General features: G+C 71.1%; 21 protein-coding genes. 10 read left to right on the top strand and 11 right to left on the bottom strand.

The features are described 5' to 3' along the window. Position 1 precedes the first annotated feature (1 nt). A complete protein-coding gene (gene allB / locus OG943_RS47350; RefSeq protein ID WP_328607406.1) occupies positions 2 to 1,360 on the bottom strand; it encodes an allantoinase AllB in 1,359 nt (452 codons plus the stop codon). A 134-nt stretch (positions 1,361 to 1,494) separates the two neighbouring features. Between allB and OG943_RS47345 the strand changes: the two genes are divergently transcribed. The 6 genes from OG943_RS47345 to OG943_RS47320 all read left to right on the top strand — a co-directional run bounded on the left by OG943_RS47345 (position 1,495) and on the right by OG943_RS47320 (position 5,816). Next, positions 1,495 to 1,971 (top strand): helix-turn-helix domain-containing protein, encoded by a 477-nt coding sequence (locus OG943_RS47345; protein WP_328607405.1) that lies wholly within the window; start codon positions 1,495 to 1,497, stop codon positions 1,969 to 1,971. A gap of 86 nt (positions 1,972 to 2,057) precedes the next feature. After that, complete coding sequence (gene uraD, locus OG943_RS47340; RefSeq protein ID WP_328607404.1) at positions 2,058 to 2,543, top strand: 2-oxo-4-hydroxy-4-carboxy-5-ureidoimidazoline decarboxylase; 486 nt, start codon at positions 2,058 to 2,060, stop codon at positions 2,541 to 2,543. Further along, complete coding sequence (gene uraH, locus OG943_RS47335) at positions 2,540 to 2,857, top strand: hydroxyisourate hydrolase (protein WP_328607403.1); 318 nt, start codon at positions 2,540 to 2,542, stop codon at positions 2,855 to 2,857. The genes uraD and uraH overlap by 4 nt, the downstream gene beginning before the upstream one ends. Position 2,858: 1 nt before the next feature. Continuing rightward, positions 2,859 to 3,755, top strand: a complete 897-nt coding sequence (gene pucL, locus OG943_RS47330) for a factor-independent urate hydroxylase (protein WP_328607402.1) — start codon at positions 2,859 to 2,861, stop codon at positions 3,753 to 3,755. A 121-nt stretch (positions 3,756 to 3,876) separates the two neighbouring features. After that, positions 3,877 to 5,238 (top strand): nucleobase:cation symporter-2 family protein, encoded by a 1,362-nt coding sequence (locus tag OG943_RS47325; RefSeq protein ID WP_328607401.1) that lies wholly within the window; start codon positions 3,877 to 3,879, stop codon positions 5,236 to 5,238. Next, entirely contained in the window at positions 5,235 to 5,816 is a 582-nt protein-coding gene (locus OG943_RS47320; RefSeq protein WP_328607400.1) for a TetR/AcrR family transcriptional regulator, read from the top strand. The genes OG943_RS47325 and OG943_RS47320 overlap by 4 nt, the downstream gene beginning before the upstream one ends. 15 nt (positions 5,817 to 5,831) lie before the next feature. Here OG943_RS47320 and OG943_RS47315 read toward each other — a convergent pair whose 3' ends face one another. From OG943_RS47315 to OG943_RS47295, 5 genes are read right to left on the bottom strand one after another with little or no spacing between them, the layout of a single operon-like run. Then, positions 5,832 to 7,490 carry an NAD-dependent malic enzyme gene (locus OG943_RS47315; RefSeq protein WP_328607399.1) on the bottom strand — a complete coding sequence of 553 codons (1,659 nt, stop codon included), beginning with the start codon at positions 7,488 to 7,490 and terminating at the stop codon, positions 5,832 to 5,834. Between the two features lie 31 nt (positions 7,491 to 7,521). After that, the gene (gene pucD, locus OG943_RS47310; RefSeq protein WP_328607398.1) at positions 7,522 to 9,789 is read right to left on the bottom strand and encodes a xanthine dehydrogenase subunit D; all 2,268 of its coding nucleotides are present in this window, start codon (positions 9,787 to 9,789) and stop codon (positions 7,522 to 7,524) included. After that, positions 9,786 to 11,132 (bottom strand): 8-oxoguanine deaminase, encoded by a 1,347-nt coding sequence (locus OG943_RS47305; RefSeq protein WP_328607397.1) that lies wholly within the window; start codon positions 11,130 to 11,132, stop codon positions 9,786 to 9,788. Before OG943_RS47305 ends, pucD begins: the two co-directional genes overlap by 4 nt. Continuing rightward, complete coding sequence (locus tag OG943_RS47300; RefSeq protein WP_328607396.1) at positions 11,129 to 11,617, bottom strand: (2Fe-2S)-binding protein; 489 nt, start codon at positions 11,615 to 11,617, stop codon at positions 11,129 to 11,131. Before OG943_RS47300 ends, OG943_RS47305 begins: the two co-directional genes overlap by 4 nt. After that, positions 11,608 to 12,477 carry an FAD binding domain-containing protein gene (locus tag OG943_RS47295; RefSeq protein WP_328607395.1) on the bottom strand — a complete coding sequence of 290 codons (870 nt, stop codon included), beginning with the start codon at positions 12,475 to 12,477 and terminating at the stop codon, positions 11,608 to 11,610. Before OG943_RS47295 ends, OG943_RS47300 begins: the two co-directional genes overlap by 10 nt. A gap of 124 nt (positions 12,478 to 12,601) precedes the next feature. Between OG943_RS47295 and OG943_RS47290 the strand changes: the two genes are divergently transcribed. After that, positions 12,602 to 14,002: a helix-turn-helix domain-containing protein gene (locus tag OG943_RS47290; protein WP_328607394.1), complete on the top strand. Its 1,401-nt coding sequence runs from the start codon at positions 12,602 to 12,604 to the stop codon at positions 14,000 to 14,002. Between the two features lie 43 nt (positions 14,003 to 14,045). On the opposite strand, the gene htpG is transcribed toward OG943_RS47290, so the two are convergent. Genes htpG through aceB form a run of 3 tightly spaced genes read right to left on the bottom strand, consistent with a single transcriptional unit; the run spans position 14,046 to position 18,789 of the window. Further along, entirely contained in the window at positions 14,046 to 15,950 is a 1,905-nt protein-coding gene (htpG, locus tag OG943_RS47285) for a molecular chaperone HtpG (protein WP_328607393.1), read from the bottom strand. A gap of 51 nt (positions 15,951 to 16,001) precedes the next feature. After that, entirely contained in the window at positions 16,002 to 17,201 is a 1,200-nt protein-coding gene (locus OG943_RS47280) for a DUF6986 family protein (protein ID WP_328607392.1), read from the bottom strand. Between the two features lie 13 nt (positions 17,202 to 17,214). Continuing rightward, positions 17,215 to 18,789, bottom strand: coding sequence for a malate synthase A (gene aceB, locus OG943_RS47275; RefSeq protein ID WP_328607391.1), 1,575 nt, complete (start codon positions 18,787 to 18,789; stop codon positions 17,215 to 17,217). A gap of 117 nt (positions 18,790 to 18,906) precedes the next feature. Here aceB and OG943_RS47270 point away from each other — a divergent pair, with 117 nt between their 5' ends. Beyond that, a complete protein-coding gene (locus OG943_RS47270; RefSeq protein ID WP_328607390.1) occupies positions 18,907 to 19,671 on the top strand; it encodes an IclR family transcriptional regulator in 765 nt (254 codons plus the stop codon). A gap of 11 nt (positions 19,672 to 19,682) precedes the next feature. On the opposite strand, the gene OG943_RS47265 is transcribed toward OG943_RS47270, so the two are convergent. Both OG943_RS47265 and ftsY read right to left on the bottom strand, forming a co-directional pair. Beyond that, entirely contained in the window at positions 19,683 to 20,195 is a 513-nt protein-coding gene (locus OG943_RS47265) for a GNAT family N-acetyltransferase (protein WP_442874855.1), read from the bottom strand. A 153-nt stretch (positions 20,196 to 20,348) separates the two neighbouring features. After that, entirely contained in the window at positions 20,349 to 21,662 is a 1,314-nt protein-coding gene (gene ftsY, locus OG943_RS47260; protein ID WP_328607388.1) for a signal recognition particle-docking protein FtsY, read from the bottom strand. Between the two features lie 151 nt (positions 21,663 to 21,813). Here ftsY and OG943_RS47255 point away from each other — a divergent pair, with 151 nt between their 5' ends. After that, a complete protein-coding gene (locus tag OG943_RS47255) occupies positions 21,814 to 23,052 on the top strand; it encodes an anhydro-N-acetylmuramic acid kinase (protein ID WP_328607387.1) in 1,239 nt (412 codons plus the stop codon). Positions 23,053 to 23,061: 9 nt separating this feature from the next. Next, the gene (locus tag OG943_RS47250) at positions 23,062 to 24,630 is read left to right on the top strand and encodes a sodium:solute symporter (RefSeq protein ID WP_328607386.1); all 1,569 of its coding nucleotides are present in this window, start codon (positions 23,062 to 23,064) and stop codon (positions 24,628 to 24,630) included. Positions 24,631 to 24,678 lie beyond the last annotated feature (48 nt).

Raw genomic sequence — 24,678 nt, 5'->3', positions numbered from 1 at the left:
TTCAGCAGTTCCCCCTCGTCAGCAGTGCGCCACGCGGTTCGTCGCCGGTCACCCGCGAACCGCGCAGCCAGGTGCTCCGCACGACGCCGGCGAGCGGGCGCTGGTCGTAGGCGCTCACCGGGTTGCGGTGCTTGAGCTTCGCGACGTCCACGACAAACGCCTCGTCCGGCGCGAACACGCAGAAGTCCGCGTCGTAGCCGACCGCGAGGTGGCCCTTGCGGGTCATCCCGACCTGCGCCGCGGGCCGCTCCGCCATCCACCGGACGACGTCGGCGAGCGAGAAGCCCCGCTGGCGCGCCTGCGTCCAGATCGCCGGCAAGCCCAGCTGCAGGCTGGAAATCCCGCCCCAGGCGAGGCCGAAGTCACCGGTGTCGAAGCGTTTCAGCTCCGGCGTGCACGGCGAGTGGTCGCTGACGATCGTGTCGATCACCCCGTCGGCGAGCCCCTGCCACAGCAGCTCGCGGTTCGCCGCCTCACGGATCGGCGGGCAGCACTTGAACTGCGTGGCGCCGTCTCGGATCTCCTCGGCGGTGAAGCTCAGGTAGTGCGGGCAGGTCTCCACGGACAGCGGCAGGCCTTCCGCCCGCGCGGCCGCGATCAGCGGCAGTGCGTCCGAAGAGGACAGATGCAGCACGTGCGCGCGGGCGCCGGTCCTGCGTGCCGCCTCGATCACGTGCGTGATGGCCAGGTTCTCCGCGCCGCGCGGCCGGGAGCCGAGGAAGTCGCGGTACTTCCCGCCGTGCGGCTCGGGCGCCGACTCGATCGCGTCCGAGTCCTCGGCGTGCACGATCATCAGCGCGTCGAACGCGGCCAGCTCGCGCAACGCCGACTCCAGCCCGGCGGCGTCGAGCGGCGGGAACTCGTCGACGCCGGAGTGCAGCAGGAAGCACTTGAAGCCGAATACCCCCGCGTCGTGCAGCTCACGCAGATCGCCGGTGTTGCCGGGGATCGCGCCGCCCCAGAACCCGACGTCGACGTGCACCCGCCCGCCGGCCGCCTTGCGCTTGACCTCCAGCGCGGCCGCGTCCACGGTCGGCGGCAGGCTGTTGAGCGGCATGTCCACGATGGTCGTGACGCCACCGGCGGCAGCCGCGCGCGTCGCCGTCTCGAAGCCCTCCCACTCGGCTCGGCCGGGGTCGTTCACGTGGACGTGGGTGTCCACCAGGCCCGGCAGCAGAACCTCGTCCTCCCCCAGCTCGATGACGAGATCACCGGCCAGGTCCACCAGTCCCGATTCCACGGCGACGATCCGGCCGCCGGACACGCCGATCGTCACGGGCCCTTCAGCCGCTTGCCCTTGAGCCGCCGGTCCTTTGTCGACCGCCGTCACCGCCCGTGCGGCGCGCACCACGAGGTCCATCTGCGGGCACACTCCTTACCCCTACCGGAATCCGGCGGGAAGTTTCACGCTACGGAAAGACTGTTTCGCCAACCGAGATTAACCACGCCGTTCGTCCCTCGTCAACGTCACGCTGTCCACGTTACGGTCAGCGAGTGGAGCTAGAAGCGGAGTTCACCAGCGAACCGTTCCAGGGTGAGGGCGCCCCGCCGGAGCACGCCCTGCGCGCCCGGGACGCGGCCAGGGAAGCCGGGCTGGACACCGATTTCGGCCCGCTCGGCACCCTCGCCCGCGGTGACGCCGACCAGCTCATCAAGGCGCTCCCGTCGATCGCGAAAGCCGCACTGGAGGGCGGCGCCACCCGCGTGACGCTGCAGCTGCGCCGCAAGGACGAGCGCGAGCCCCCGCCGCCCGTCGAGCTGAACAGCGCGCTGTCCCGGCTGATCGCCGACGTCGAGCGCGAGCTGGGCGCGAAGCTCGGCGACCTGGAGCGCCCGGACAAGCAGCGGGCGGTCCGGCTGCTGCGTGAACGCGGGGCCTTCAGCCTGCGGAAATCGGTGTCCGCGGTGGCCGAGGCACTGGGCGTCACCCGCTTCACGGTCTACAACTACCTCAACCGCGAAGCCGACTGACCAGCACGTTCAACAAAATGTTGACGACCGGGCGGCCGCGCCGTACCGTCGGCCGAACACCAACTCCCCCGCCGCGAGGAGATCCTGTGCCACTCGCACTCGCCGAGTTCAACACCGCCGAAGCCGCCGAGGTCCGCCCGGCGCTGACGGCCTGCCTGGCCGTGCCGCGCTGGGTCGACGCCGTGCTCGCCGGCCGCCCGTACCCGCAGTTCGACGCGCTGCTCAAGGCCGCCGAGAGCGCCACGCCGCTGCGCCGTGACGAGGTCCGCGACGCGATCGCCGCCCACCCGCGGATCGGCGAAAAGCCCAAGAGCACCGGCGCGGACGCCGCCTGGTCCCGGGGCGAACAGTCCGGTGTGGACAATGCGGACGAGTTCGCCGCCGCGAACGCCGAGTACGAACGCCGGTTCGGCCACGTCTTCCTGGTCTGCGCCTCCGGCCGCAGCGGCGCGGAACTGCTCGCGAACCTGCGTTCCCGGCTGGACAACGACCCCGAGACCGAGCTGGACGTCGCCGGCGCCGAGCTGGCCAAGATCGCCCAGCTGCGCCTGGCGAAAGCGGTGACCGCATGAGTCTCGTGACCACGCACGTCCTCGACACCGCCGCCGGACGGCCCGCCGCGGGCATCCCGGTGCGGTTCGAAACCGGCGACGGCGAACCGATCGCCGAGGGCGTCACGGACGAAGACGGCCGGATCCGCGACCTCGGCCCGGAAACCCTGGCTCCCGGCGTCTACCGGCTGGTCTTCGACACCGGCGCGTACCTCGGGCCGGACGCGTTTTTCCCCGACGTCACCCTCGCCTTCCGGATCGCCGACGGCACCGCGCACCACCACGTGCCGGTGCTGCTGAGCCCGTTCGCCTACTCGACCTATCGCGGGAGCTGACGTGGGAATCTCCTTGGGCCCCAACCAGTACGGCAAGGCCGAGGTCCGGCTGGTCACCGTGCGCCGCGAGGGCGCCGTGCACCACCTGCGCGACCTCACCGTGTCCAGCGCCCTGCGCGGTGAGCTCGAAGCGACGCACCTGACCGGCGACAACAGCGCGGTGCTGGCCACCGACACGCAGAAGAACACCGTGTACGCGTTCGCCAAGCAGCAGGACGTCGGCGAGATCGAGGACTTCGCGCTACGGCTGGGCCGGCACTTCGTGGGCACCCAGGAGAAGATCACCAGCGCGCGCATCACGATCGCCGAGCACGGCTGGGAGCGCATCCCGGTCGGCGGCGCGCCGCACGACCACGCGTTCAGCCGCTCCGGCGGCGAAAGCCGCACCACCACCGTCACCGTCCAGGACGGCCGCGCCTGGGTGGTGTCCGGTGTGGACGGTCTGACCGTGCTGAAGTCCACCGGCTCGGAGTTCCACGGCTTCCCCCGCGACGAGTACACCACACTGGCGGAGACCGACGACCGGATCCTCGCCACCGCCGTCACCGCGCGGTGGCGTTACCAGGGCAGTACCGAGATCGATTGGGCCAAGAGCCACCAGGAGATCCGGCGGACGCTGCTGGAGGCGTTCGCCACGAAGCACAGCCTGTCGTTGCAGCAGACCCTGTACACGATGGGCGAAGCCGTGCTGCTCGCGCGGCCGGAGGTCGCCGAGGTCCGGCTTTCCCTGCCGAACAAACACCATTTCCTCGTCGACCTGAGCCCGTTCGGCCTCGAAAACTCAGGCGAGGTCTTCTACGCCGCCGACCGCCCATACGGCCTCATCGAAGGCACCGTGGTCCGCGACGAAGCCGAAGAGCCCGGCCCGGCTTGGACCGAAGCCGTGCTGCGCCATTAGTTACTGATCCGACTGCAGCCACGGCGGAAAGAGTCGCCACGAGCAGGTTGGCTGCGGACCGTATCCGCCTACTTTGGGCCGGATCAGTAACGCCAACCCCCTGCCCCCACCGGGAGAGCGCATGTCAGGCACCTGCACGCCCGAAAGCCCGGATCACCCCTCACGTCACCCCGTCGATGCGCGGCCGCCGTTGCCGCAGCTCGTGCTCGGCGGCATCCAGCACGTCGCGGCCATGTACGCCGGCGTGGTGGCCCCACCGCTCGTGATCGGCGCCGCCGTCGGGCTCACGCCCGGGCAGCTGAGCCTGCTGATCAGCGCCTCGCTGTTCACCGCGGGGCTGGCCACGCTGCTGCAGACCCTCGGCCTCTGGCGCTTCGGCGCGCGGCTGCCGCTGGTCAACGGCGTCACGTTCGGCTCCGTCGCGCCGATCCTCGCCATCGCCGAGCAGCACAAGTCCGGCGGCGCGCTGAGCGTGGTCTACGGCGCGACGCTCGTCGGCGGCGTCTTCGTGGTGCTGGCGGCCCCGTTCTTCTCGAAGCTGACGCGGTTCTTCCCACCCGTGGTGACCGGCACGGTGATCACGCTGATCGGCGTCTCGCTGCTGCCCGTGGCCGTGCAGTGGATCTCGTCGGGGCGGCCGTCGGCGCGGCCGTCCGGGCTGCTGCTGGCGGGCGTCACGCTGGTGGCGGTGATGGTGTTCACCCGGTACCTGTCCGGTTTCTGGAGCCGGATCGCACTGCTGCTCGGGCTGGTCGCCGGGACGCTCGTGGCGTGGCCACTGGGCGATGTCGACACATCGACACTGGCGCAGGCGCCGGTGTTCGGCATCGTCACGCCGTTCCACTTCGGGGCGCCGGTGTTCGACGTGGCGGCGATCGTGTCGATGGCCATCGTGATGCTCGTGGTGATGGCCGAAAGCACCGCGGACCTGCTGGCGCTGGGCGAAATCGTCGGGCGGCCGACCACCAGCCGGACACTCGCCGACGGCCTCCGCGCGGACGGGCTGGCCACCGCCGTGAGCACGATCTTCGGCGGCTTCGCGTGCACGGCGTTCGCGCAGAACATCGGGCTGGTCTCGCTGACGCGCATGGTCAGCCGGTACGTCGTCGCGGCCAGCGGCGTGGTGCTGGTGGTGCTCGGTGTGCTGCCGGTGACCGGCGGGATCATCGCGCTGGTGCCGCAGCCCGTGCTCGGCGGGGCGGGGCTGGTGCTGTTCGGCAGCGTCGCGGTGAGCGGGGTGCGCACGCTGGCCAAGGCCTCGTTCGAGCACCCGGCCAACGTCGCGATCGTCGCCGCGTCGCTGGGCATCGGCCTGATCCCGATCGCGCTGCCGGGCTTCTATTCGGACTTCCCGGCCGCGCTGCAGGTGGTGCTGAACTCGGGCATCAGCGCGGGCTGCCTGACCGCCATGGTGCTCAACCTGGCGTTCGGCGAGCGCTTGATAGAACGCTCTAGCGCGAAAGAGTTATCCTCGGTTTCGTGACAGGGACGAAGGACCGCATCCTGGCCGCCGGGGCCGAGCTGTTCCGGCAGGGCGGCTACGCGGGCACCGGGGTGAAGCAGATCGTCGAGACGGCGGGCGCGCCGTTCGGCTCGTTGTACCACTTCTTCCCCGGCGGGAAGGAGCAGCTCGGCGAGGAGGTCGTGCGCAGCTCGGGGATGCAGTACATCGCGCTGTTCGACCTCTTCATCACGCCGGAGACGACGGACCTGATCGACTGCATCGAAACGTTCTTCGCCGCCGGCGTCACCTCATTGCTGGAGACGGACTACGTCGAGGGCTGCCCGATCGCGACCGTCGCACTGGAAGTGGCCACCACCAACGAAACCCTCCGCCAGGCGACGGCCGACGTCTTCACCGCGTGGATCGACGCGGGCACCGAGCGGCTCGAAAAGTTCGGCCTGCCACCCGCGTCCGCCCGCACGCTGACGATCACCCTGATCACCAGCCTGGAGGGCGCCTTCGTGCTGGCCCGCTCGATGCGCTCGACGGAACCGATGGCCGTCGCGGGCACCGCAGTGGTCGACGTCGCCCGGCGGCTGCTGGCGGAGCTGGGTTAGCGGTACTGGGCTGGACTAGCGGTATTCCGGCTCCCACCGAGCCTCACGCACCAGCTGGGCCAGCTCGTCGTCCGAGCGCTTCGGGGCGACGCCGTCCTTCACCGCCTGGATGGCGACCGCGGTGGCGATGCGTGTGGCGATCTCCGGGACGTCCTCCCACGCCGGGAGCAGGGGCTCGTCGGGGTCGGACAGGGCCGGGGAGGCCTCGCCGAGGGTCTTGGCTGCGACGCGCATCATCTCGTCCGTCACGCGGGTGGCGCGCGCGGCCGTGACGGCCAGGCCGATCGCCGGGAAGATGTAGACGTTGTTGCACTGCGCGACCCGCCGCTTCTTCCCGGCGCGCTCGACCGGGGCGAAGGGCGAGCCGGTGGCGACGAGCGCGCGGCCGTCGGTCCACTCGTCCAGCTCGTGCGGGTGCGCCTCGGCCCGGCTGGTCGGGTTGGACAGCGGGAAGATGATCGGCCGGTCGGTCTTGCCGGCCAGCTCGCGGACGATCTCCTCGGTGAACGCGCCCGCCGCCGTCGACAGGCCCAGCAGCACGCCGACGTCGACCTGGTGCACGACGTCCGCCAGCTGCACCCCGGCCCAGTCCTTCACCCGGCCCGCGGGCTGGGCGAAACGGCGCTGGCCGTCGGACAGATCGGTGCGGTCGTCGGTGAGCAGTCCGCCCAAGTCCACCACCCAGATCCGCGCGGCCGCCTCGGCGTCGGACAGGCCCTGCGACACCATCTCCTGCCGGATCATCTCCAGCACGCCGATGCCGGCCGAGCCGGCGCCGAGCATCACCACCTGCTGCTCCGACAGCGGCCGCCCGGCGGTCTGGGCCGCGCCGTGCAGCGCGCCGAGCGCGACGGCGGCGGTGCCCTGGATGTCGTCGTTGAAGGTGAGCAGCCGGTCGCGGTAGCGGTCGAGGATCGGCAACGCGTGTGTGGTGGCGAAGTCCTCCCACTGCAGCAGCACGTCGGGCAGCTCCTCGCGCACGGCGGCGACGAACTCCTCGATGAACGCGTAGTACTCGTCGTCCCCGATGCGCCGGTGCCGCCAGCCGAGGTACTGCGGGTCCTCGCGCCGTTCGACGTTGTCCGTGCCGACGTCGAGCACGATCGGCAGCGTGCGCGCGGGGTCGATGCCGCCGATCAGCGTGTACAGCGACAGCTTGCCGATCGGGATGCCCATGCCGCCGATGCCCTGGTCGCCGAGGCCGAGGATGCGCTGCCCGTCGGTGACGACGATGACGTCGACCTCCTCGTCCGGCCGGTTGCGCAGCACCTCCCGCAGCTCCGCCCGGTCCGGGTAGGCGACGAACAGGCCGCGCGGGCGCCGGTAGATCTCGCTGAACCGCTGGCACGCCTCCCCGACCGTGGGCGTGTAGACGATCGGCATCATCTCTTCGATGTGCTCGCTGAGCAGGCGGTAGAACAGCGTTTCGTTGCGGTCCTGCAGGGCGCGCAGGTAGATGTGCTTGTCGAGGTCGTCACGGCGGGTGGAGAACTCGTTGTAGGTGTGCTCGACCTGTTCGCCGATGGACTTCTGGGCGATCGGCAGCAGCCCCAGCAGGCCCAGCTCGCGCCGCTCCTCGTGGGTGAAGGCCGTCCCCTTCGTCGTCAACGCGTCGAAGAGCCTCGCTCGTCCCTTGTGCGCCATGGCTTTCCCCGTCTGCTCCACATCGGACACCGACCGTTCAAGACCCTGCCACAGAATCCGGTTACGTGCCGGTGATGTGCTCCGGCCGCACCGGCACGCGTTCCAGCGCCAGCCCCGTCGCGGCGCGGATGGCGGCGGCGATGGCCGGGGTGGACGAGATGGTCGGGGGCTCGCCGACGCCGCGCAGGCCGTACGGGGCGTTCGGGTCCGGGCGTTCCAGCACGTCGATCGCCATCGGCGGCATGTCGAGCACAGTCGGGATCAGGTAGTCGGTGAAGGACGGGTTGCGCACCTTGCCGTCGACGACCTGGATCTCCTCCATCACGGCCAGCCCGAGCCCCTGCGCGGAGCCGCCCTGGATCTGGCCCACCACGGCCTGCGGGTTCAGCGCCTTGCCGACATCCTGCGCGCAGTCCAGCGCGACCACCTTCACCAGGCCCAGCTCCACGTCCACGTCCACCACCGCCCGGTGCGCGGCGAAGCCGTACTGCACGTGCGCCACACCCTGGCCGGTCTCCGGGTCCAGCGGGTACGTCGGCCGGTGACGCCATTCCGTCGTTTCATCAAAAGACGTCGACTCCAGCACCGAAGCCAGGTCACCGACCACCGAGCCGAACGCGTCCACCAGTTTGCCTCCCACCACGCGCGTGCCCGCGGGCAAAGCCTGGCTCTCCACCAGCCGGGCGCGCACCGCGGAGCAAGCCGCCTGCACGGCGCCGCCCGTCACGTAGGTCTGGCGGGATGCCGAGGTCGAGCCGCCGTTGCCGATCGAGGTGTCCATCGGCAGCACGGTGACCTGCTCGACGCCCAGCTCCGTGCGCACGATCTGCTGCATGATCGTGACGAGCCCCTGCCCGACCTCACACGCCGCCGTGTGCACGGTGGCCGCGGGCTCGCCGCCGACGAGCTGCAGCCGGACGCGCGCCGTCGAGTAGTCGTCGAAGCCCTCGGAGAAGCAGACGTTCTTGATCCCCACCGCGTAGCCGACCCCGCGCACCACGCCCTCGCCGTGCGTGGTGTTCGAGACGCCGCCGGGCATGTGCCGCAGGTCGAAGTCGCGTTCAGGCGGAAGCGGACGCGCGCGCAGGCGTTCCAGCAGCTCCGCGACGGGCGCCGCCGAGTCCACCACCTGGCCGGTGGGCATCACCGAGCCCTCGCTCATCGCGTTGCGGATGCGGAGGTCCACCGGGTCCAGTCCACACGCGACGGCCAGCTTGTCCATCTGCGACTCGTACGCGAACGCCGCCTGCACCGCGCCGAAGCCACGCATCGCACCGCACGGCGGGTTGTTCGTGTAGGTGCCCCAGCAATCGACGGCGACGTTGTCCACTGTGTACGGACCAACCCCGAGCGTCGCGGCGTTCGCCACCACCGCGCCGGTCGAAGACGCGTACGCGCCGCCGTCGAGGAAGAGCCGCGCGCGGACGTACACCAGACGGCCGTCCGAAGTGGCGCCGTGCTCGTAGTACATCTTCGCGGGGTGACGGTGCACGTGGCCGTAGAAGGATTCCTCGCGGTTGTACACCATCTTCACCGGCTTGTCGGTGTGCAGCGCGAGCAGGCACGCGTGCACCTGCATCGACAGATCCTCGCGCCCGCCGAACGCCCCGCCGACACCGCCGAGCGTCAGCCGCACCTTCTCCGTCGTCAGCCCGAGCGCGGCGACGATCTGCTGCTGGTCCACGTGCAGCCACTGCGTCGCGACGTACAGGTCCACGCCGCCCTCGGTGTCCGGCACCGCGAGCCCCGATTCCGGGCCGAGGAACGCCTGGTCCTGCATGCCGACCTCGTACACTCCGGACACCATGACGTCGGCCGCCGCCTCGGCGGAACCACGCCGGATCCGCACATGCCGGACAACGTTGCCGCCGGGGTGCAGCGAAGCGCCGACACCGGCGACAGCCGCTTCGGAATCCGTCACCGGCTCCAGCACGTCGTAGCTCACCTTGATGCGCTTCATCGCCCGGAGCGCGGTCTCCGGGTGGTCAGCGGCGACCAGGGCCACCGGCTCACCCTGGTAGCGGACCACGTCGCCGGCCAGCACCGGCTGATCGGTGTGCTCCAGGCCGTAACGGTTGAGGCCGGGCACGTCCTCGTGCGTGAGCACGGCGTAAACCCCTGGCACCGCAAGGGCTTCCCCGATTTCGATGCCGGTGATCCGGGCGTACGGGTGCGGGCTGCGCAGCGTCGTGCCCCACAGCATGTCCTCGTGCCAGAGGTCGGAGGAGTAGGCGAACTCGCCCCGTACCTTGACCGTGCCGTCCGGGCGCTGGGCGTTCGCGCCGACGCCGTTCGAGGTGCCGGTGACCTGGGTTGTGGTGGTGGTCATCGGTCCTCCCGCAGCCGCGCGCTCGCGCCCGCCAGGTCACGCGCGATCGCGGACTCGTCCTCCTCGCGCAGCGTGCCGTCCTCCACCACGGCCTTGCCGCCGACGAACAGCCGGGACAACGGCGGCGTCGTGCCCAGCACCAGTGCGGCAACCGGATCGGTGATACCCGCGTAGTTCAGCCCCGACAGGTCCCACACGGCCAGGTCGGCGAGCTTGCCCACCTCCAGCGAACCCAGGTCCGCCTCTCGGCCGAGGCACCGCGCACCGCCCATCGTGCCCAGCCACAACGCCTCACGTGTGGTCAGCGCCTTCGGGCCGCCCCGTTGGCGCGCCTGCAGCAACGACTGGTGCAGCTCCTCGCCGAGTCCGCCGGATTCGTTGGACGCCGCGCCGTCGACGCCGAGGCCCACCGGCACGCCCGCGTCGAGCAGGTCACGCACCGGGGCGATGCCCGCGCCGATCCGGCCGTTGGACGTCGGGCAGTGCGCCGAGCCGGTGCCCGTGGCGCCGAAACGGCGGATCGCGTCGGCGGAAAGGTGGATGGTGTGCGCGAGCCAGACGTCGCCGGCCAGCCAGCCGAGCTTGTCCGCGTACTCGGCCGGGGTACAGCCGACCTCGGCGAGGCACTGCTGCTCCTCGTCCAGGGTCTCGGCCAGGTGCGTGTGCAGCCGGACGCCCTTGCGACGGCCCAGCTCGGCCGCGCCGGACATCAGCCGCTCGGTGACGGAGAACGGCGAGCACGGCCCGGCGGCGATGCGCAGGTGCGCGCCGGGCGCGGGGTCGTGGAAACGGTCGATCGCGGCTTCGGTGCCGAGCAGCGCGGCCTCGGTCGTCTCGACCAGATTGTCCGGCGGCAGCCCGCCGTCGGACTCGCCGCGGTCCATCGATCCGCGCACCAGGTGCAGCCGCACGCCGATGCGCTGCCGGGCCGCGACGAGCGCTTCGACCTGGTCACCGCCCTCGCGGGGGAAGACGTAGTGGTGATCGGCGACGGTCGTGCAGCCGGTCAGCGCGAGCCGCGCCATTCCCGCCGTGCCCGCGGCGTGCGTGATCCCCGCGTCGAGCCGGCCCCACACCGGGTACAGCGCCACGAGCCACTGGAACAGCGTGTGGTCGGCCGCCATCCCGCGGGTCGCCCACTGGTAGAGGTGGTGGTGGGTGTTGACCAGGCCCGGCGTGACCAGGCAGCCGGACGCGTCCACGCGCTCGTCCACATCACTGGAGCCGGAGTAGCTGCCCTCGCCCACGGCGGCGATGCGGTCGCCGTCGATCAGCACATACCCGCTGGCGTACTCCGGGCCGCTGACGGTGGCGATCGCGGCGTTCGAAATCAGCGTCTTCACGCGACACCATCCTTGATTGCGGCGTCCTTGGTCAGGGCCGCCGAGCGGACGGCGTCCAGGATCTTCTCGTACCCCGTGCAGCGGCAGAGGTTCCCGGCCAGCGCCTCGCGGATCTCCTCGTCGCTGGGCCGGGCGACGCGGTTCAGCAGGTCGTGCGCCGCGACGACCAGTCCCGGGGTGCAGAAGCCGCACTGCACGGCCCCGGCGTCCACAAAGGACTGCTGCACCGGGTCGAGCCGGTCGCCGTCCGCGAGTCCCTCGACGGTACGCACCGCGCGCCCCTCCACCTGGCCGGCCGCCACCAGGCACGAGCACACCGGCACGTCGTCGAGATACACCGTGCAGGAACCGCATTCGCCCTGCTCACAAGCATTCTTCGAGCCGGGCAGGCCCAGCCGCTCGCGCAGCACGTACAGCAGGCTCTCGCCCTCCCAGACGTCGTCGGCCTGGCGGCCCTCGCCGTTCACGGTCACGTTCACGCGCATTCGCGGCCACTCCCCCGATGTTCGTCCCAGGCCCAGGTCAGCGTCCGCCGGGCGAGGACGGACAGGGCGTGCTTGCGGTACTCCGCGCTCCCGCGGACGTCGTCGATCGGCGCCGCGGCCCCGGCCACCAGCTCGCCGAACCGGCGCTTGAGCGAGTCGGCCAGCGGGTCCGGCGAGCCCCATGGCAGCTCGGCGGCCAGGAACTCCTCGGCCTCGCGGGCCCGCCGCGGTGTGGGCGCGGACGAGCCGACGGCGGCGCCGACCTCGGCCTTCTCCGGCCGCAGCGACAGGGCGAACGAGCAGACGGCGATCACCATCGCGTTGCGCGTGCCGACCTTCGCGAACTGCTGCGGCCCGGCCGAGGCGGGCAGGTGGACGGCGGTGATCAGCTCGTCGGGCTCCAGCGCGTTGCGCTTCACGCCGAGGTAGAACTCGTCGGCCGGAATGAACCGCGGGCCTCGGACCGACGCGACCTCCACGCGGCCGCCGAGCGCGAGCAGCACCGGGTGGGTGTCGCCGGCGGGCGAGGCGGCGCCGAGGTTGCCGCCCACCGTGCCGCGGTTGCGGATCTGCGGCGAGCCGACCGTGCGCGACGCCATGGCCAGCGCGGGCAGGGATTCGCCCAGTTCGGCGATCACGCGGGCGTACGGCACGCCCGCGCCGAGCCGGACCTCTCCCTGGTTTGCCGACCACTGCGCCAGCTCGCTCACCTGGTTCAGGTCGAGCAGCGCGGCCGGGCGGCGGTGGTCGAAGTTCAGCTCGACCATCACGTCGGTGCCACCGGCGATGGGCACCGCGTCGGGGCGCTCGGCCTTGACAGCCAGCGCCTCGGCGAGGCTCTCGGGACGCAGGAAGTCCACGCGCGGGCTCCTCTTCTCGGATAGACAGCCCAGTACACGCCGAAACGCACCGGGCGGCAACGGTGCCCCGGTATGAAAGCCGACGCAGCGGAACACCACCCGTTTGTGCTTTCCTACAAGCCTGATGACCACCGTCAAAACGCTGCTCGGCCTGCCCGGGCTGCGCCCGCACCCGAGCACCCCGGCCGCCCTGCTCGACCGGCCCGTGACCCGGATCTACGTGACCGAGCTGCCCGACCCCGGCCGGTACCTGTCGGCGGGCGAGCTGGTGCTGTCCGGGCTGCTCTGGTGGCGCGCGCCGGGCGACGCGGAGGCATTCGTGGCCGCCCTGGCGAGCGCCGGGGCCGCCGCGCTGGCTGCCTCGGGCGCCGATTCGGGCGGCATCCCGGACGACGTCGTCGAAGCCTGCGCGCGGCACCGGATCCCGCTGCTGGAAGTGCCGCCCGACCTGTCGTTCGCCGTGGTCACCGAGCGGGTGGTGCTGGCGCTGGCGGCCGCCGCGGACGGCGCGCGCAAACGTTTGCTGACCGCCGCCGCCGAGGACGCACCGCTGCCGGTGCTGCTGGAACGCGCGGCCGCCGAGCTGGGCGCCGCGTGCTGGGTGCTCTCGGCCGTGCCCCGGGTGGTCGCGGGGACGGCGGCGCTGCCCGGCTCGCCCGCGGAGCCGGTCCGCCGGTTCGCCGCCGCGCACGGCCGCCCGACGGCCGCCGCCGGGCTGACCGTGCTGCCGGTCGACGGCCGTAACGCCGTGCCGTGGCTGCTCGCCGTCGACGGGCCGTTGAGCGCGTCGCAGACCGAGCTGGCGGAGGAGCTGGCCGGTCTGGTCGGCCTGGCGCGGGCTCGTGCCCGGTCCCGCCTTCCGGAGAAATTGCCGGAAACCGGTTATGTCCGGGCCGTCGCCCTGCGGACGGACGGCAGCGCGGAGGCCGGCGACGTCCTCACGGAATTGCTCGCGGACACGACGTTCACCATCACGGACTCCGCACCCGGTGAGGCCCACGCCCTCGTCGCCGAAGACGGGTCATGGCCCGAGGACTGGGCTGCCGAGACGACAGTCGCTCTGTCCACAGTGGAACCCCTGCTCACGGCGCGGCGGCTGCTCGCCGGGTTCAGCGACTCCGTGCCCACGGCGGAAGCCAAGGGGGCGCTGGAAGTCGCGCGCCACGCGCTTTCGGTGGCGGCGAACCGCGAAGGGCCCGTGGCTGTGGTCCCGGCCGCCGACGTCGGCGTGCACCAGCTGCTGCTGGCCGGCGTCTCCGGCGACCTGCGGGCGGCACTGCGCCGGCGGCTGCTCGGCCCGCTGCTGGACTACGACGCCGAGCAGCACTCCGACCTCGTGCGCACCGTGCGGGTGTTCCTGGAGTGCTCGGGCTCGCCGACCAAGGCGGCGAAGGCGCTGCACATCCACGTCAACACCCTGCGCTACCGGATCGGCCGGGCGGCCGAGCTGCTGGGCATGGACCTGGGCGATTTCGTCGCGCAGGTGGACGTTTACCTCGCGCTGGCTGCGGGGAAAGGCTCGTGAGTGTTTATGACGGTTCTAACCGTCATAAACACTCACGAGTCTCCTAGAGGGCCTTCGCGGCCCGGTCGGCCACCAGCTTCAGGAACCGGCCCGGGTCGGCCAGCTCGCCGCCCTCGGCGAGCAGCGCCATGCCGTACAGCAGCTCCGCGGTCTCGGCCAGCGACGCGTCGTCCGGGTTCGCCGTGCGGGCCTCGCGCAGGCCGGTGACCAGCGGGTGCTCCGGGTTCAGCTCCAGGATCCGCTTGATCTGCGGCATTTCCTGGCCCATCGCGCGGTACATCTTCTCGAGCGTCGGCGAGACGTCGTTCGTGTCGCCGACGATGCACGAGGGCGACGTGGTCAGCCGCGACGAGAGCCGGACCTCCTTGACGGTGTCCGCCAGCGTGGTCGTCATCCAGGACAGCAGGTCGGTGTACTCCGTCTGCTGCTCCTCCGAAGCCGGGTCCAGCTCCACCTCGCCCTTGGCCACGGACTGCAGCGGCTTCCCGTCGAAGCCCGGCACCGAGTCGACCCACATCTCGTCGACCGGGTCGGTCAGGATCAGCACCTCGTAACCCTTGGCGCGGAACGCTTCCAGGTGCGGCGAGTTCTCGATCGTCGTGCGCGACTCGCCGGTGATGTAGTAGATGTGCTCCTGGCCGTCCTTCATCCGCGCCACGTACGCACGCAGCGAGGTCGGCTTCTCGGCGTCCTCGGTGGAGGCGAACGAGGAGATCTCCAGGATCGACTCGCGGTTCTCCGGGTCGTCGAGCAGGCCCTCCTTGACAGCGCGGCCGAACTCCCGCCAGAACGTCGCGTACTTCTCGGCGTCCTCGGCCATCATCGACTTGACCGTGGAGAGCACCTTCTTCTCCAGCCGCCGCCGGATCATCCGGATCTGCCGGTCCTGCTGCAGGATCTCGCGCGAGACGTTCAGCGACAGGTCCTGCGCGTCGACGACACCCTTCACGAAGCGCAGGTAGTTCGGCATCAGCGCTTCGCAGTCGTCCATGATGAACACGCGCTTGACGTACAGCTGCACGCCGCGCTTGCTGTCGCGCATGAACAGGTCCACCGGCGCCTGAGCCGGGATGAACAGCAGCGCCTGGTACTCGAACGTGCCCTCCGCCTGCATCCGGACGGTCTCGAGCGGGTTGTTCCAGTCGTGGCTGATGTGCTTGTAGAACTCGTGGTACTCGTCCTCGGAGACCTCCGACGACGGCCGCGCCCACAGCGCCTTGCGCGAGTTGACCGTCTCCTGCTCGGGCACCTTCTCAGCGTCGGCTTCGGCTTCAGCGCTGTCGGGCTCCAGCGGGTTCTGCTTCACCATCCGGACCGGCCAGGTGATGAAGTCCGAGTACCGCTTGACGATCTCGCGGACCTTCCACGGCGACGTGTAGTCGAAGAGGTTGTCCTCGTCGTCGGCCGGCTTCAGGTGCAGCGTGACGGCGGTGCCCTGCGGCGCGTCCTCGACCGGCTCGATCGTGTAAGTGCCCTCGCCCTCGGACTCCCAGCGGACGCCCTCGTCCGTGCCCGCGCGGCGGCTCACCAGCGTGACCTTGTCCGCGACCATGAAGCTCGAGTAGAAGCCGACGCCGAACTGGCCGATCAGGTCCTGCGAGCCGGCTGCCTCCTGCGACTCCTTGAGCCTGCGCAGGAACTCCGCGGTGCCGGACTTCGCGATGGTGCCGATCAGGCCGACGACGTCGTCACGGCTCATGCCGATCCCGTTGTCGCGCACGGTGAGCGTGCGGGCTTCGGCGTCGATCGCGATCTCGACGTGCAGGTCGTCGGTGTCCGCCTGCAGATCCTTGTCCCGGTACGACTCCAGGCGCAGCTTGTCCAGCGCGTCCGAGGCGTTGGAGATCAGCTCCCGCAGGAAGATGTCCTTGTTCGAATAGATCGAATGGATCATCAACTGCAGCAGCTGGCGTGCCTCGGACTGGAACTCCAGTGTTTCGACCGACATGTCTTCCTTCCCACCCTGCACAAAGACCGCCGGAATTCTACCCAAACGGATTTAGGCCAGGCGCCGGGAGTAGCGGTCCAGCTCCGTCCGGTCGAACGGCAGCTCGGACTCCTCCAGCGCACCGCAGTGCAAGCCGCCAAGCAGGTACCTCGCGAGCGCCTCAGCCGTCGCGGGCTCGTCGAGCACTCCGCCCGATGTCTGGTCGGCGTAGTCGCGAAGCCGCTTCGCCGCGTCGGGGAAGCCTTCGCGGTAGAAGGCGTACGTCGCCGCGAAGCGGGTCGGCAACTGGTGCGGGTGCAGGTCCCAGCCCTGGTAGAAGCCGTTCTCCAGCGAACGCCGCACGAGCCGCAGGTGCTCGGCCCAGGCCGTCGGCAGGGCGTCGCCGACCGGCAGTTTGTTGGTGGAGCCGTCGGACAGCCGCACGCCTGTGCCCGCGGCCGCGACCTGCATGAGCTGCTTGGCCAGGTCCGCCGCCGGGTGCTCCATGCTCTGGTACGCGGCGGCGATGCCCAGCCCCGCGCTGTAGTCGTAGGTGCCGTAGTGCAGGCCGGAACAGCGCCCGGCCGCGGCCTGGATGATACGCGCGACCGACACCGTGCCGTCGTGAGCGAGGATCGACTGCGCGGTCTCGATCTGCACCTCGAACCGCAGCGCGCCCTCGGCGAGGCCGTACGCGGATTCCAGCCGGGCCAGCACATCCGCGGCCACCTCGACCTGCTCGACTGCCGTCACCTTGGGCAGCGTGACCACGAAGCCGCCGGGCAGCGGGCCGTTCTCCAGCAGGCCGGAGAGGAACAGGTCGAGGGTGCGGATGCCGCGCCGTCGCGTCGCGGCTTCGAAGCTCTTGAACCGGATTCCGACGAACGGCGTGCCGCCGGTGGTCGCGAGCGTCTGCCCGGCGGCCAGCGCGGCGGCGTCCTCCACGTCGTCGCCCGGGTGGCCGTAGCCGTCCTCGAAGTCGATCCGCAGGTCCTCGATCGGCTCCGTGAACAGCTTGGCGCGCACGCGTTCGGCGACGTCCGGCGTGAGGCCGAGCCGGTCGCCCTCCTCGATGAACACCCGCATCGCCCGCTTGCCCCAGTCGGCGACCAGGCGCGTGCGGTACTGGGACGCCGGCACGTACACGGTGTGCACGGGCCGGCGTCCCGGCGGCTCACCGGGGTACAGGGCCGCGACGCGCGCGTCGGCATCCGCGAGACGCGCGTCGGCGGCGGTGTAAACGTCCTCGGAGAGCCGGCCAGTGTTGTTCAACGGACACAGCCCATTACTTGATGCGCTCGTACGCCGGGAGCGTGAGGAAGTCCGGGAACTCGTCGGCCAGCGCGACCTGCTCGAACAGCTCGACGGCCGGGGCCAGCAGCTCTTCCTTGACGTCCGAGGCCAGCTCGCCGCGGACGTCGGCCAGCACGCCGCGCACCAGCTCCGCGGTGACCCGGTCGCCGGTGTCGAGCACCGTGCCGTTCTTGACCCACTGCCAGACCTGCGAACGCGAGATCTCGGCGGTGGCGGCGTCCTCCATCAGGTTGTGGATGGCCGCCGCGCCGTTGCCGCTCAGCCACGAGGCGATGTAGCGGATGCCGACCTCGACGGCCGCGCGCAGCCCGGCCGCGGTGGCGCTGCCCGGCGTCGAGGCGACGTCGAGCAGCTGGTCGGCGGTCACGCTCACCTCGTCGCGGGTGCGGTCGAGCTGGTTCGGCTTGTCGCCGAGCACCTGGTCGAACTCCTCGCGGCACAGCGAAACCATGCCCGGGTGCGCGACCCACGAGCCGTCGAAGCCGTCGCCGGCCTCCCGCGCCTTGTCGTCGTGGACCTTCTTGAACGCGCCCTCGTTGACGGCCGGGTCCTTGCTCGGGATGAACGCGGCCATGCCGCCGATCGCGAACGCGCCGCGCTTGTGGCAGGTGCGCACGAGCAGCTCGGTGTAGGCGCGCATGAACGGCGCGGTCATGGTGACCGAGTTGCGGTCCGGCAGCACGAACTTCTCGCCGGCGTCGCGGAAGTACTTGATCACGCTGAACAGGTAGTCCCAGCGGCCCGCGTTCAGGCCCGACGCGTGCTCGCGCAGCTCGTAGAGGATCTCCTCCATCTCGAACGCGGCCGGGATGGTCTCGATCAGCACGGTCGCGCGGATCGTGCCGTGCTCGATGCCCAGCTCCTTCTCGGCGTGGGTGAACACGTCGTTCCACAGCCGCGCTTCGAGGTGGCTCTCCATCTTCGGCAGGTAGAAGTACGGGCCCTTGCCGCGCTTGAGCAGCTCGGCGGCGTTGTGGAAGAAGTAGAGGCCGAAGTCGACCAGCGCGCCGACGCCCAAGCGCGCGCCGAAGGTCAGGTTGCGCTCGTCGAGGTGCCAGCCGCGCGGGCGGACCACGATGGTGGCGTGCTCGACGTCGTCCTTCAGCGCGTAGCTCTTGCCGCCGCTCTCCAGCGTGATGTCGCCGCGGATGGCGTCGCGCAGGTTGACCTGGCCGGAGACGACGTTCGCCCAGTGCGGGGTGTTGGCGTCCTCGAAGTCGGCGAGCCACACCTTGGCGCCGGAGTTGAGGGCGTTGATGGTCATCTTGCGGTCGGTGGGACCGGTGATCTCCACCCGGCGGTCACGCAGCGCCGGCGGCGCCCCGGCGACCTGCCAGTCGCCGTCGCGGACCCCCTGGGTCTCCGGCAGGAAGTCGAGCCGGCCGGTGGTGCGGGCCTCCTCGCGGCGCTTGCCGCGGGCGACGAGCAGTTCGTCCCGGCGGCCCGCGAACGCGTCGTGCAGCCCCGCCAGGAAGGCGAGGGCTTCCGGCGTCAGGATCTCGTCGCCGCGCTCGACAGAGCCGCCGAGGACCTGGACTTCAGACATGCGAAACACCCCGAGTCGTGCTTTGGATAACGTCCCTACGGTTTTTACCTGACGGACTATAGTTTCTGCATAGCGGAAGCTCAAACGGCAGAGCCCGGACCTGTGAGGAGGACCACGGTGGCGGCTGAGAAAAGCGGACGAGACGGCGGCGTCCAGTCCCTGCAACGCGCCTTCGAGCTGCTGGAACACCTCGCCGACACCGGCGGGGAGGCCAGCCTCTCGGAGCTCGCGACGCTGTCCGGGCTGCCGATGCCGACGATCCACCGGCTGATCCGGACGCTGGTCGACCTCGGCTACGTGCGGCAGAACACCAACCGCCGCTACGCGCTCGGCGCGCGGCTGATCCGGCTCGGCGAGAACGCGAGCATGCAGTTCGGCGCCTGGGCGCGGCCGCTGCTGGTCGAGCTGGTGGAGGAGGTCGGCGAGACGGCCAACCTCGCGGTGCTGGAACGCGACGAAGTGGTGTACGTGGCACAGGTGCCGTCGAAGCACTCGATGCGGATGTTCACCGAGGTCGGCCGCCGGCTGCTGCCACACGGCACCGGCGTCGGCAAGGCGATGCTCGCGCAACTGCCGGCCGACGACGTCGCCGCGCTGCTCGACCGCACCGGCATGCCCGCCTACACCGAGCACACGTTCACCGACCCGGCCGCGCTCGCCGCCGAGCTGACCCGGATCGCGGGCCAGGGGTACGCGCTGGACGAGGCCGAGCAGGAGCTGGGCGTCCGCTGCATCGCGGTGGCCGTGCCCGGCGCGCCCGTGCCCGCCGCGGTCTCGGTGTCCGGCCCCTCGGGACGGCTGACCACGGACGCGGTCGCGCACATCGCGCCCGTGGTGCAGAAGATCGCCGACCGGCTCTCGCAGCAGCTGCCGGTCACCTGACCCCGCTGGCGCTAACCGGCGTCGTCGCCCACGAGTTCGCCGGCGAGCATGTCCATCAGCAGCCCGTCGTGCCAGATTCCGTCGGTGCCGCGCTCGTAGGACCGCATCACGCCGACCGGCCGGAAGCCGAGCTTCTCGTACACGTGCACGGCCCGGGTGTTGGCCACCGCCGGGTCGATGGTGAGCCGGTGGTGCCCCTGCGCGAACAGGTGCGCGGCGAGCACGCGGATCGCCTCGGCGCCGAAGCCGCGGCCGTGCCACCGCGGGTCGACGGCGATGTCGATGCCGGCGTGCCGGAACTCCGGGTCCAGCTCCTCGGAACTCTGGATCAGGCCGACGGTCTCGCCCTCGAACTCGATGGCATAGCTGGAAAAGCCCTCTTCGACCTCCAGCAGGCTGTCGGCCTCTTCCTCGGCCTCGCCCCACCATCGCGCCACTTCGGGCGTGGCGAGGATGTCCCGCGCCCGATCGCGGTCCGGCTCGGTGAACGGGCGCAGGCGGACGCGCGGGCCTTCGATGATCACGGCGGTCTCCTCGGGCGGCACGATCAGAAGTGTCCGCCCGGAGAGACCGGCCTGTCACCGGGTTTTCAGTTGCCGGGCTTGGTATCCACCTGAACGTCGTACCTGGCGTTGCCGCCCTCGACCGAGACGACCGCACCCGTGCCCATCGGACAGTCAGCCCAGCAGTGCGTCCACGAAGGCGCCCGGCTCGAACGGGGCCAGGTCGTCCGGGCCCTCGCCGAGGCCGACGAGCTTGACCGGCACGCCCAGCTCGCGCTGGACCTGGAAGACGATGCCGCCCTTCGCGGTGCCGTCGAGCTTGGTCAGCACGATGCCGGTGACGTCGACGACCTCGGCGAACACCCGCGCCTGCGCGAGGCCGTTCTGGCCGGTGGTGGCGTCGAGGACCAGCAGCACCTCGTCGACCTTCGCCTGCTTCTCGACGACTCGCTTGACCTTGCCGAGCTCGTCCATCAGCCCGGTCTTGGTGTGCAGCCGGCCGGCGGTGTCCACCAGCACCGCGTCCACGCCGTCCTCGATGCCGCGCTTGACGGCGTCGAACGCGACCGCCGCCGGGTCCGCGCCTTCCTTGCCGCGCACGACTGTCGCGCCCACGCGCTCGCCCCAGGTCTGCAGCTGCTCGGCGGCGGCGGCGCGGAAGGTGTCCGCCGCGCCGAGCACCACCGTGCTGCCCTGCGCCACGAGCACCCGCGCGAGCTTGCCGGTGGTGGTGGTCTTGCCGGTGCCGTTCACCCCCGCGACGAGCACCACGGCGGGCTGCTTCTGCCCGTCCACCTGGTGCGGCAGGGCACGGACGGCGCGGTGGCCGTCGGTCGACAGGGCGGCGGTCAGCACCTCGTGCAGCACCGCGCGCGCCTCGGCGGACGAGCGCACGGCCTTGCGGCTCAGCTCGTCGCGCAGGCGCTGCACGATCTGGTCGGTCGTGGCCGCGCCGAGGTCGGCGACCAGCAGCGTGTCCTCGACCTCCTGCCAGGAGTCCTCGTCGAGGTCACCCGCGCCGAGCAGGCCCAGCAGGCTCTGCCCGAACACCGAGCGCGACTTCGACAGCCGCCCGCGCAGCCGCTCCAGCCGCCCGGTGGCGGGGTCGATCTCCTCGATCTCCGCGGCGGCCGTGACCTCGTCGGTGTCGGACACGTCCGGCTCGGGCAGCTTGACGTCGCGCACCGTGCGCTGGCCGGAGTCGCGCGGCACCGCGGCGTCGTCGCCCACCGCGGGCTGCCCGTCGACCTCCGGCCGGTCGTCCACGGGATGCTCGGCGGGTTCTACGGGGGACACTGCCGCTTCGCCGCCAGGGGCCAGCGCGATGCCGCCCGACGCGGTGTAGCTGCCGCGCTTCGGCTTCGCCGCGACCTCGCGGGCCTTGTCCAGGCTGATCCGCCGCCGACGGGCGATGAGCAGCCCGGACACCAGCACGGCGACCAGGACGACGACGGCGACGACAACGATCCAGAACCAGGTACTAGACACGCCGCCATCCTTTCATCCGCCCCGCCGCCGCACCGGGTACCCCACGCGCGACGGGTCGATCAAGCCAACTAGTCACGGGCCGAGTTCCGATTCGGCCAAGACTTCACCGCCCGGCTTGCGCCTCCGGGACGGCTTGGCTAAACCACTCCGGATGACTACGCACACCGGACACGGATTCCGGGTTCTCGGGCTGCTGTCCGGGACCTCGGTCGACGGCATCGACGTCGCCGTGGCGGACCTGCGTGCCGACGGGGACACCGTGGTCCTCACCCCGCTCGGCGAACTCGACGTGCCCTACGCCGAGGAGCTGCGCGACGGCCTGCTCGGCGCCCTGCCGCCCCGGCCCAGCAGCGCCGAGCAGCTGACCGTCCTCGACACGCTGGTCGGGCAGGCCTTCGCCGAAGCCGCCCGCCTGGGCATCGAGCGCTACGGGCCGGTGGACGTCATCGCCTCGCTCGGCCAGACCGTCTACCACTGGGTTTCCGGCGGCGTCGCCCTCGGCACGCTGCAGCTGGGCCAGCCCGCGTGGATCGCGGAGCGGACGGGCGTGCCGGTGATCGCCGACCTGCGCATCCGCGACATCACCGCGGGCGGGCAGGGCGCTCCCCTGGCGAGCACGCTCGACGCGCTGTGGCTGCGCGGCCTCGCCGAAGAGACCGGGCGCCCGGTGGCCGCGCTGAACCTCGGCGGGATCGCGAACATCACCGTCGTCGGCAGCAAGACCGGCACAGCCGACACTGCCGGCACCGCCGTGCTCGCCTACGACACCGGCCCGGCCAACGCGCTGCTCGATCTGGCCGCAGCCCGCGTCACCGCCGGGGCGCAGCACGCGGACTTCGACGGCGCCCTCGCCCTCGCCGGCACCGTGCGCCCGGACCTGCTCGACCGGCTGCTCGCCGACCCGTACTTCGCCGCCGCACCACCGAAATCCACCGGCAAGGAGCACTTCCACAGCGGTTACCTCGACACCGCGCTCGACGGTCTGCCGCCGCTGTCCGCCGAAGACCTGCTCGCCACCCTCACCGAGCTGACGGCCGTCACCGTGGCCGCGGAGTGCCGCCGGCACGGCGCCGCCACGGTCGTCGCGTCCGGCGGCGGGATCGCGAACCCCGCGGTGATGGCGGCGCTGGCACGGCGGCTGCCCGGCGTCGCGCTGCGGACCAGCGACGACCTCGGCCTGCCCGGCGCGGGCAAGGAGGCGTACCTGACCACGCTGCTCGGCTGGCTGAGCTGGTGCGGCGTCCCGGCCACGCTGCCGTCCGCCACCGGCGCGCGCGGGCCGCGGCTGCTCGGCGCGCTGACGCCCGGCGCCGGCCCCTTGAACCTTCCGGCCCCACTGGGGGGCACTGTGACCCGGTTACGGGTCGCGGAAGTTGGCGCACGACGGTAGGAGAAGTCCATGAACCCAGTCGATCTGGTGATCGTCATCGTGTACCTGGCGGCGATGCCGATCATCGGCGTGCTGGTCGGGCGCAGACAGAAGTCCGCGAACGACTACTTCGTCGGTGAGCGCAGCATGCCCTGGTGGGCGGTGACGCTCTCGGTGGTGGCCACCGAGACGTCCACGCTCACCGTCATCTCCACGCCCGGCCTGGTCTTCGGCAGCGCGTTCCTGTTCCTGGAGGTGGCCTTCGGCTACATCCTGGGCCGCCTCGTCGCGGCGTTCGTGCTGCTGCCCCGCTACTTCCGGGGCAACTACGTCAGCGCGTACGAGTTCCTGGGCCGCCGCTTCGGGCGCGGGCTGCAGGGCACGGCGTCGGTGACGTTCGTGGTGACCCGGCTGCTGGCCGAGGGCCTGCGGCTGTTCGCGGGGGCCATCCCGATCAAGGCGATCCTCGACCACTACGGCATCCACACCGCCTACTGGCACATCGTGGTGCTGCTGACCGCGCTGACCCTGATCTACGCGTTCGTCGGCGGCATCAAGTCGGTGATCTGGGTCGACGTGATCCAGTGGTCGCTCTACATCCTCGGCGCGATCGGCGCGGTCATCTTCCTGTCCACGAAGCTGCCGGACGGCTGGACCTCGATCGCCTCGGGCCAGGGCCGCTTCCAGCTCACCGACTTCGCGTCGAACATCATCACCAGCCCCTACGCGTTCATCGGCGCCGTGGTCGGCGGCGCCTTCCTGTCGATGGCGTCGCACGGCGCGGACCAGCTGATCGTCGGGCGGCTGCTGTCGACCAAGAGCCTGCGCGACGGGCAGCGCGCGCTGATCGGCTCGTCGATCGTGGTGTTCATCCAGTTCGCGCTGTTCCTGGTGGTGGGCGCGATGCTGTGGGTGTACACGGGCGGGAAGACGGGCGCGACCGCCACCGCCGTCGCGGCCGGGAAGATGTCCGGCGACGACGTGTTCTCCAACTTCATCGTCAACGACCTGCCGGTGGGGCTGGCCGGGCTGCTGATCGCGGGCATCCTCGCGTCCACCATGGGCGCGCTGGCCTCGGCGCTGAACGCGCTGTCCACCTCGACCATCGCCGACCTCTACCAGCGCTTCACCAAGCGCACGGTGGAGGACTCGAAGCTGCTACGCCACGGTCGCATGTGGACACTCATCTGGGCCGTGGTGTTCGCGATCTTCGCCTCGCTGTTCACCAACTCGAAGGACCCGGTGATCCAGCAGGGCCTCGGCATCGTCGGCTACACCTACGGCGCGCTGCTCGGCGCGTTTTTCCTCGGCCTGGTGGTCAAGAAGGCGCGGCAGTCCGACGCGGTGGTCGCGTTCGCCTGCTCGGTGGTCGGCATGGCGTTCCTGATCCTGTTCGTCAAGTTCGACAAGACCACGACGGCGGTGCACATCCAGTTCGGCGCGGCGACGAAGACGCTCGTGCCGCTCGCCACCTACTGGTACACCTTCGTCGGCGTGCTGATCTCGATGATCGTCGGCGGGCTGCTCGCGCTGCGGCACCGGGGCGAGGACCCGAAGGTCGCGGAAGTGGCGGCCGAGCCCGCGGATTCGGCCAGCTGACCCCGAAAACGGCCCGGCGTCTCTGCGGACGCCGGGCCGTTTCGCGGG

The sequence above is a fragment of the Amycolatopsis sp. NBC_00345 genome (assembly GCF_036116635.1).
In the GTDB taxonomy this organism is placed as follows: domain Bacteria; phylum Actinomycetota; class Actinomycetes; order Mycobacteriales; family Pseudonocardiaceae; genus Amycolatopsis.
This window is presented reverse-complemented; position numbering and strand designations above follow the sequence as displayed.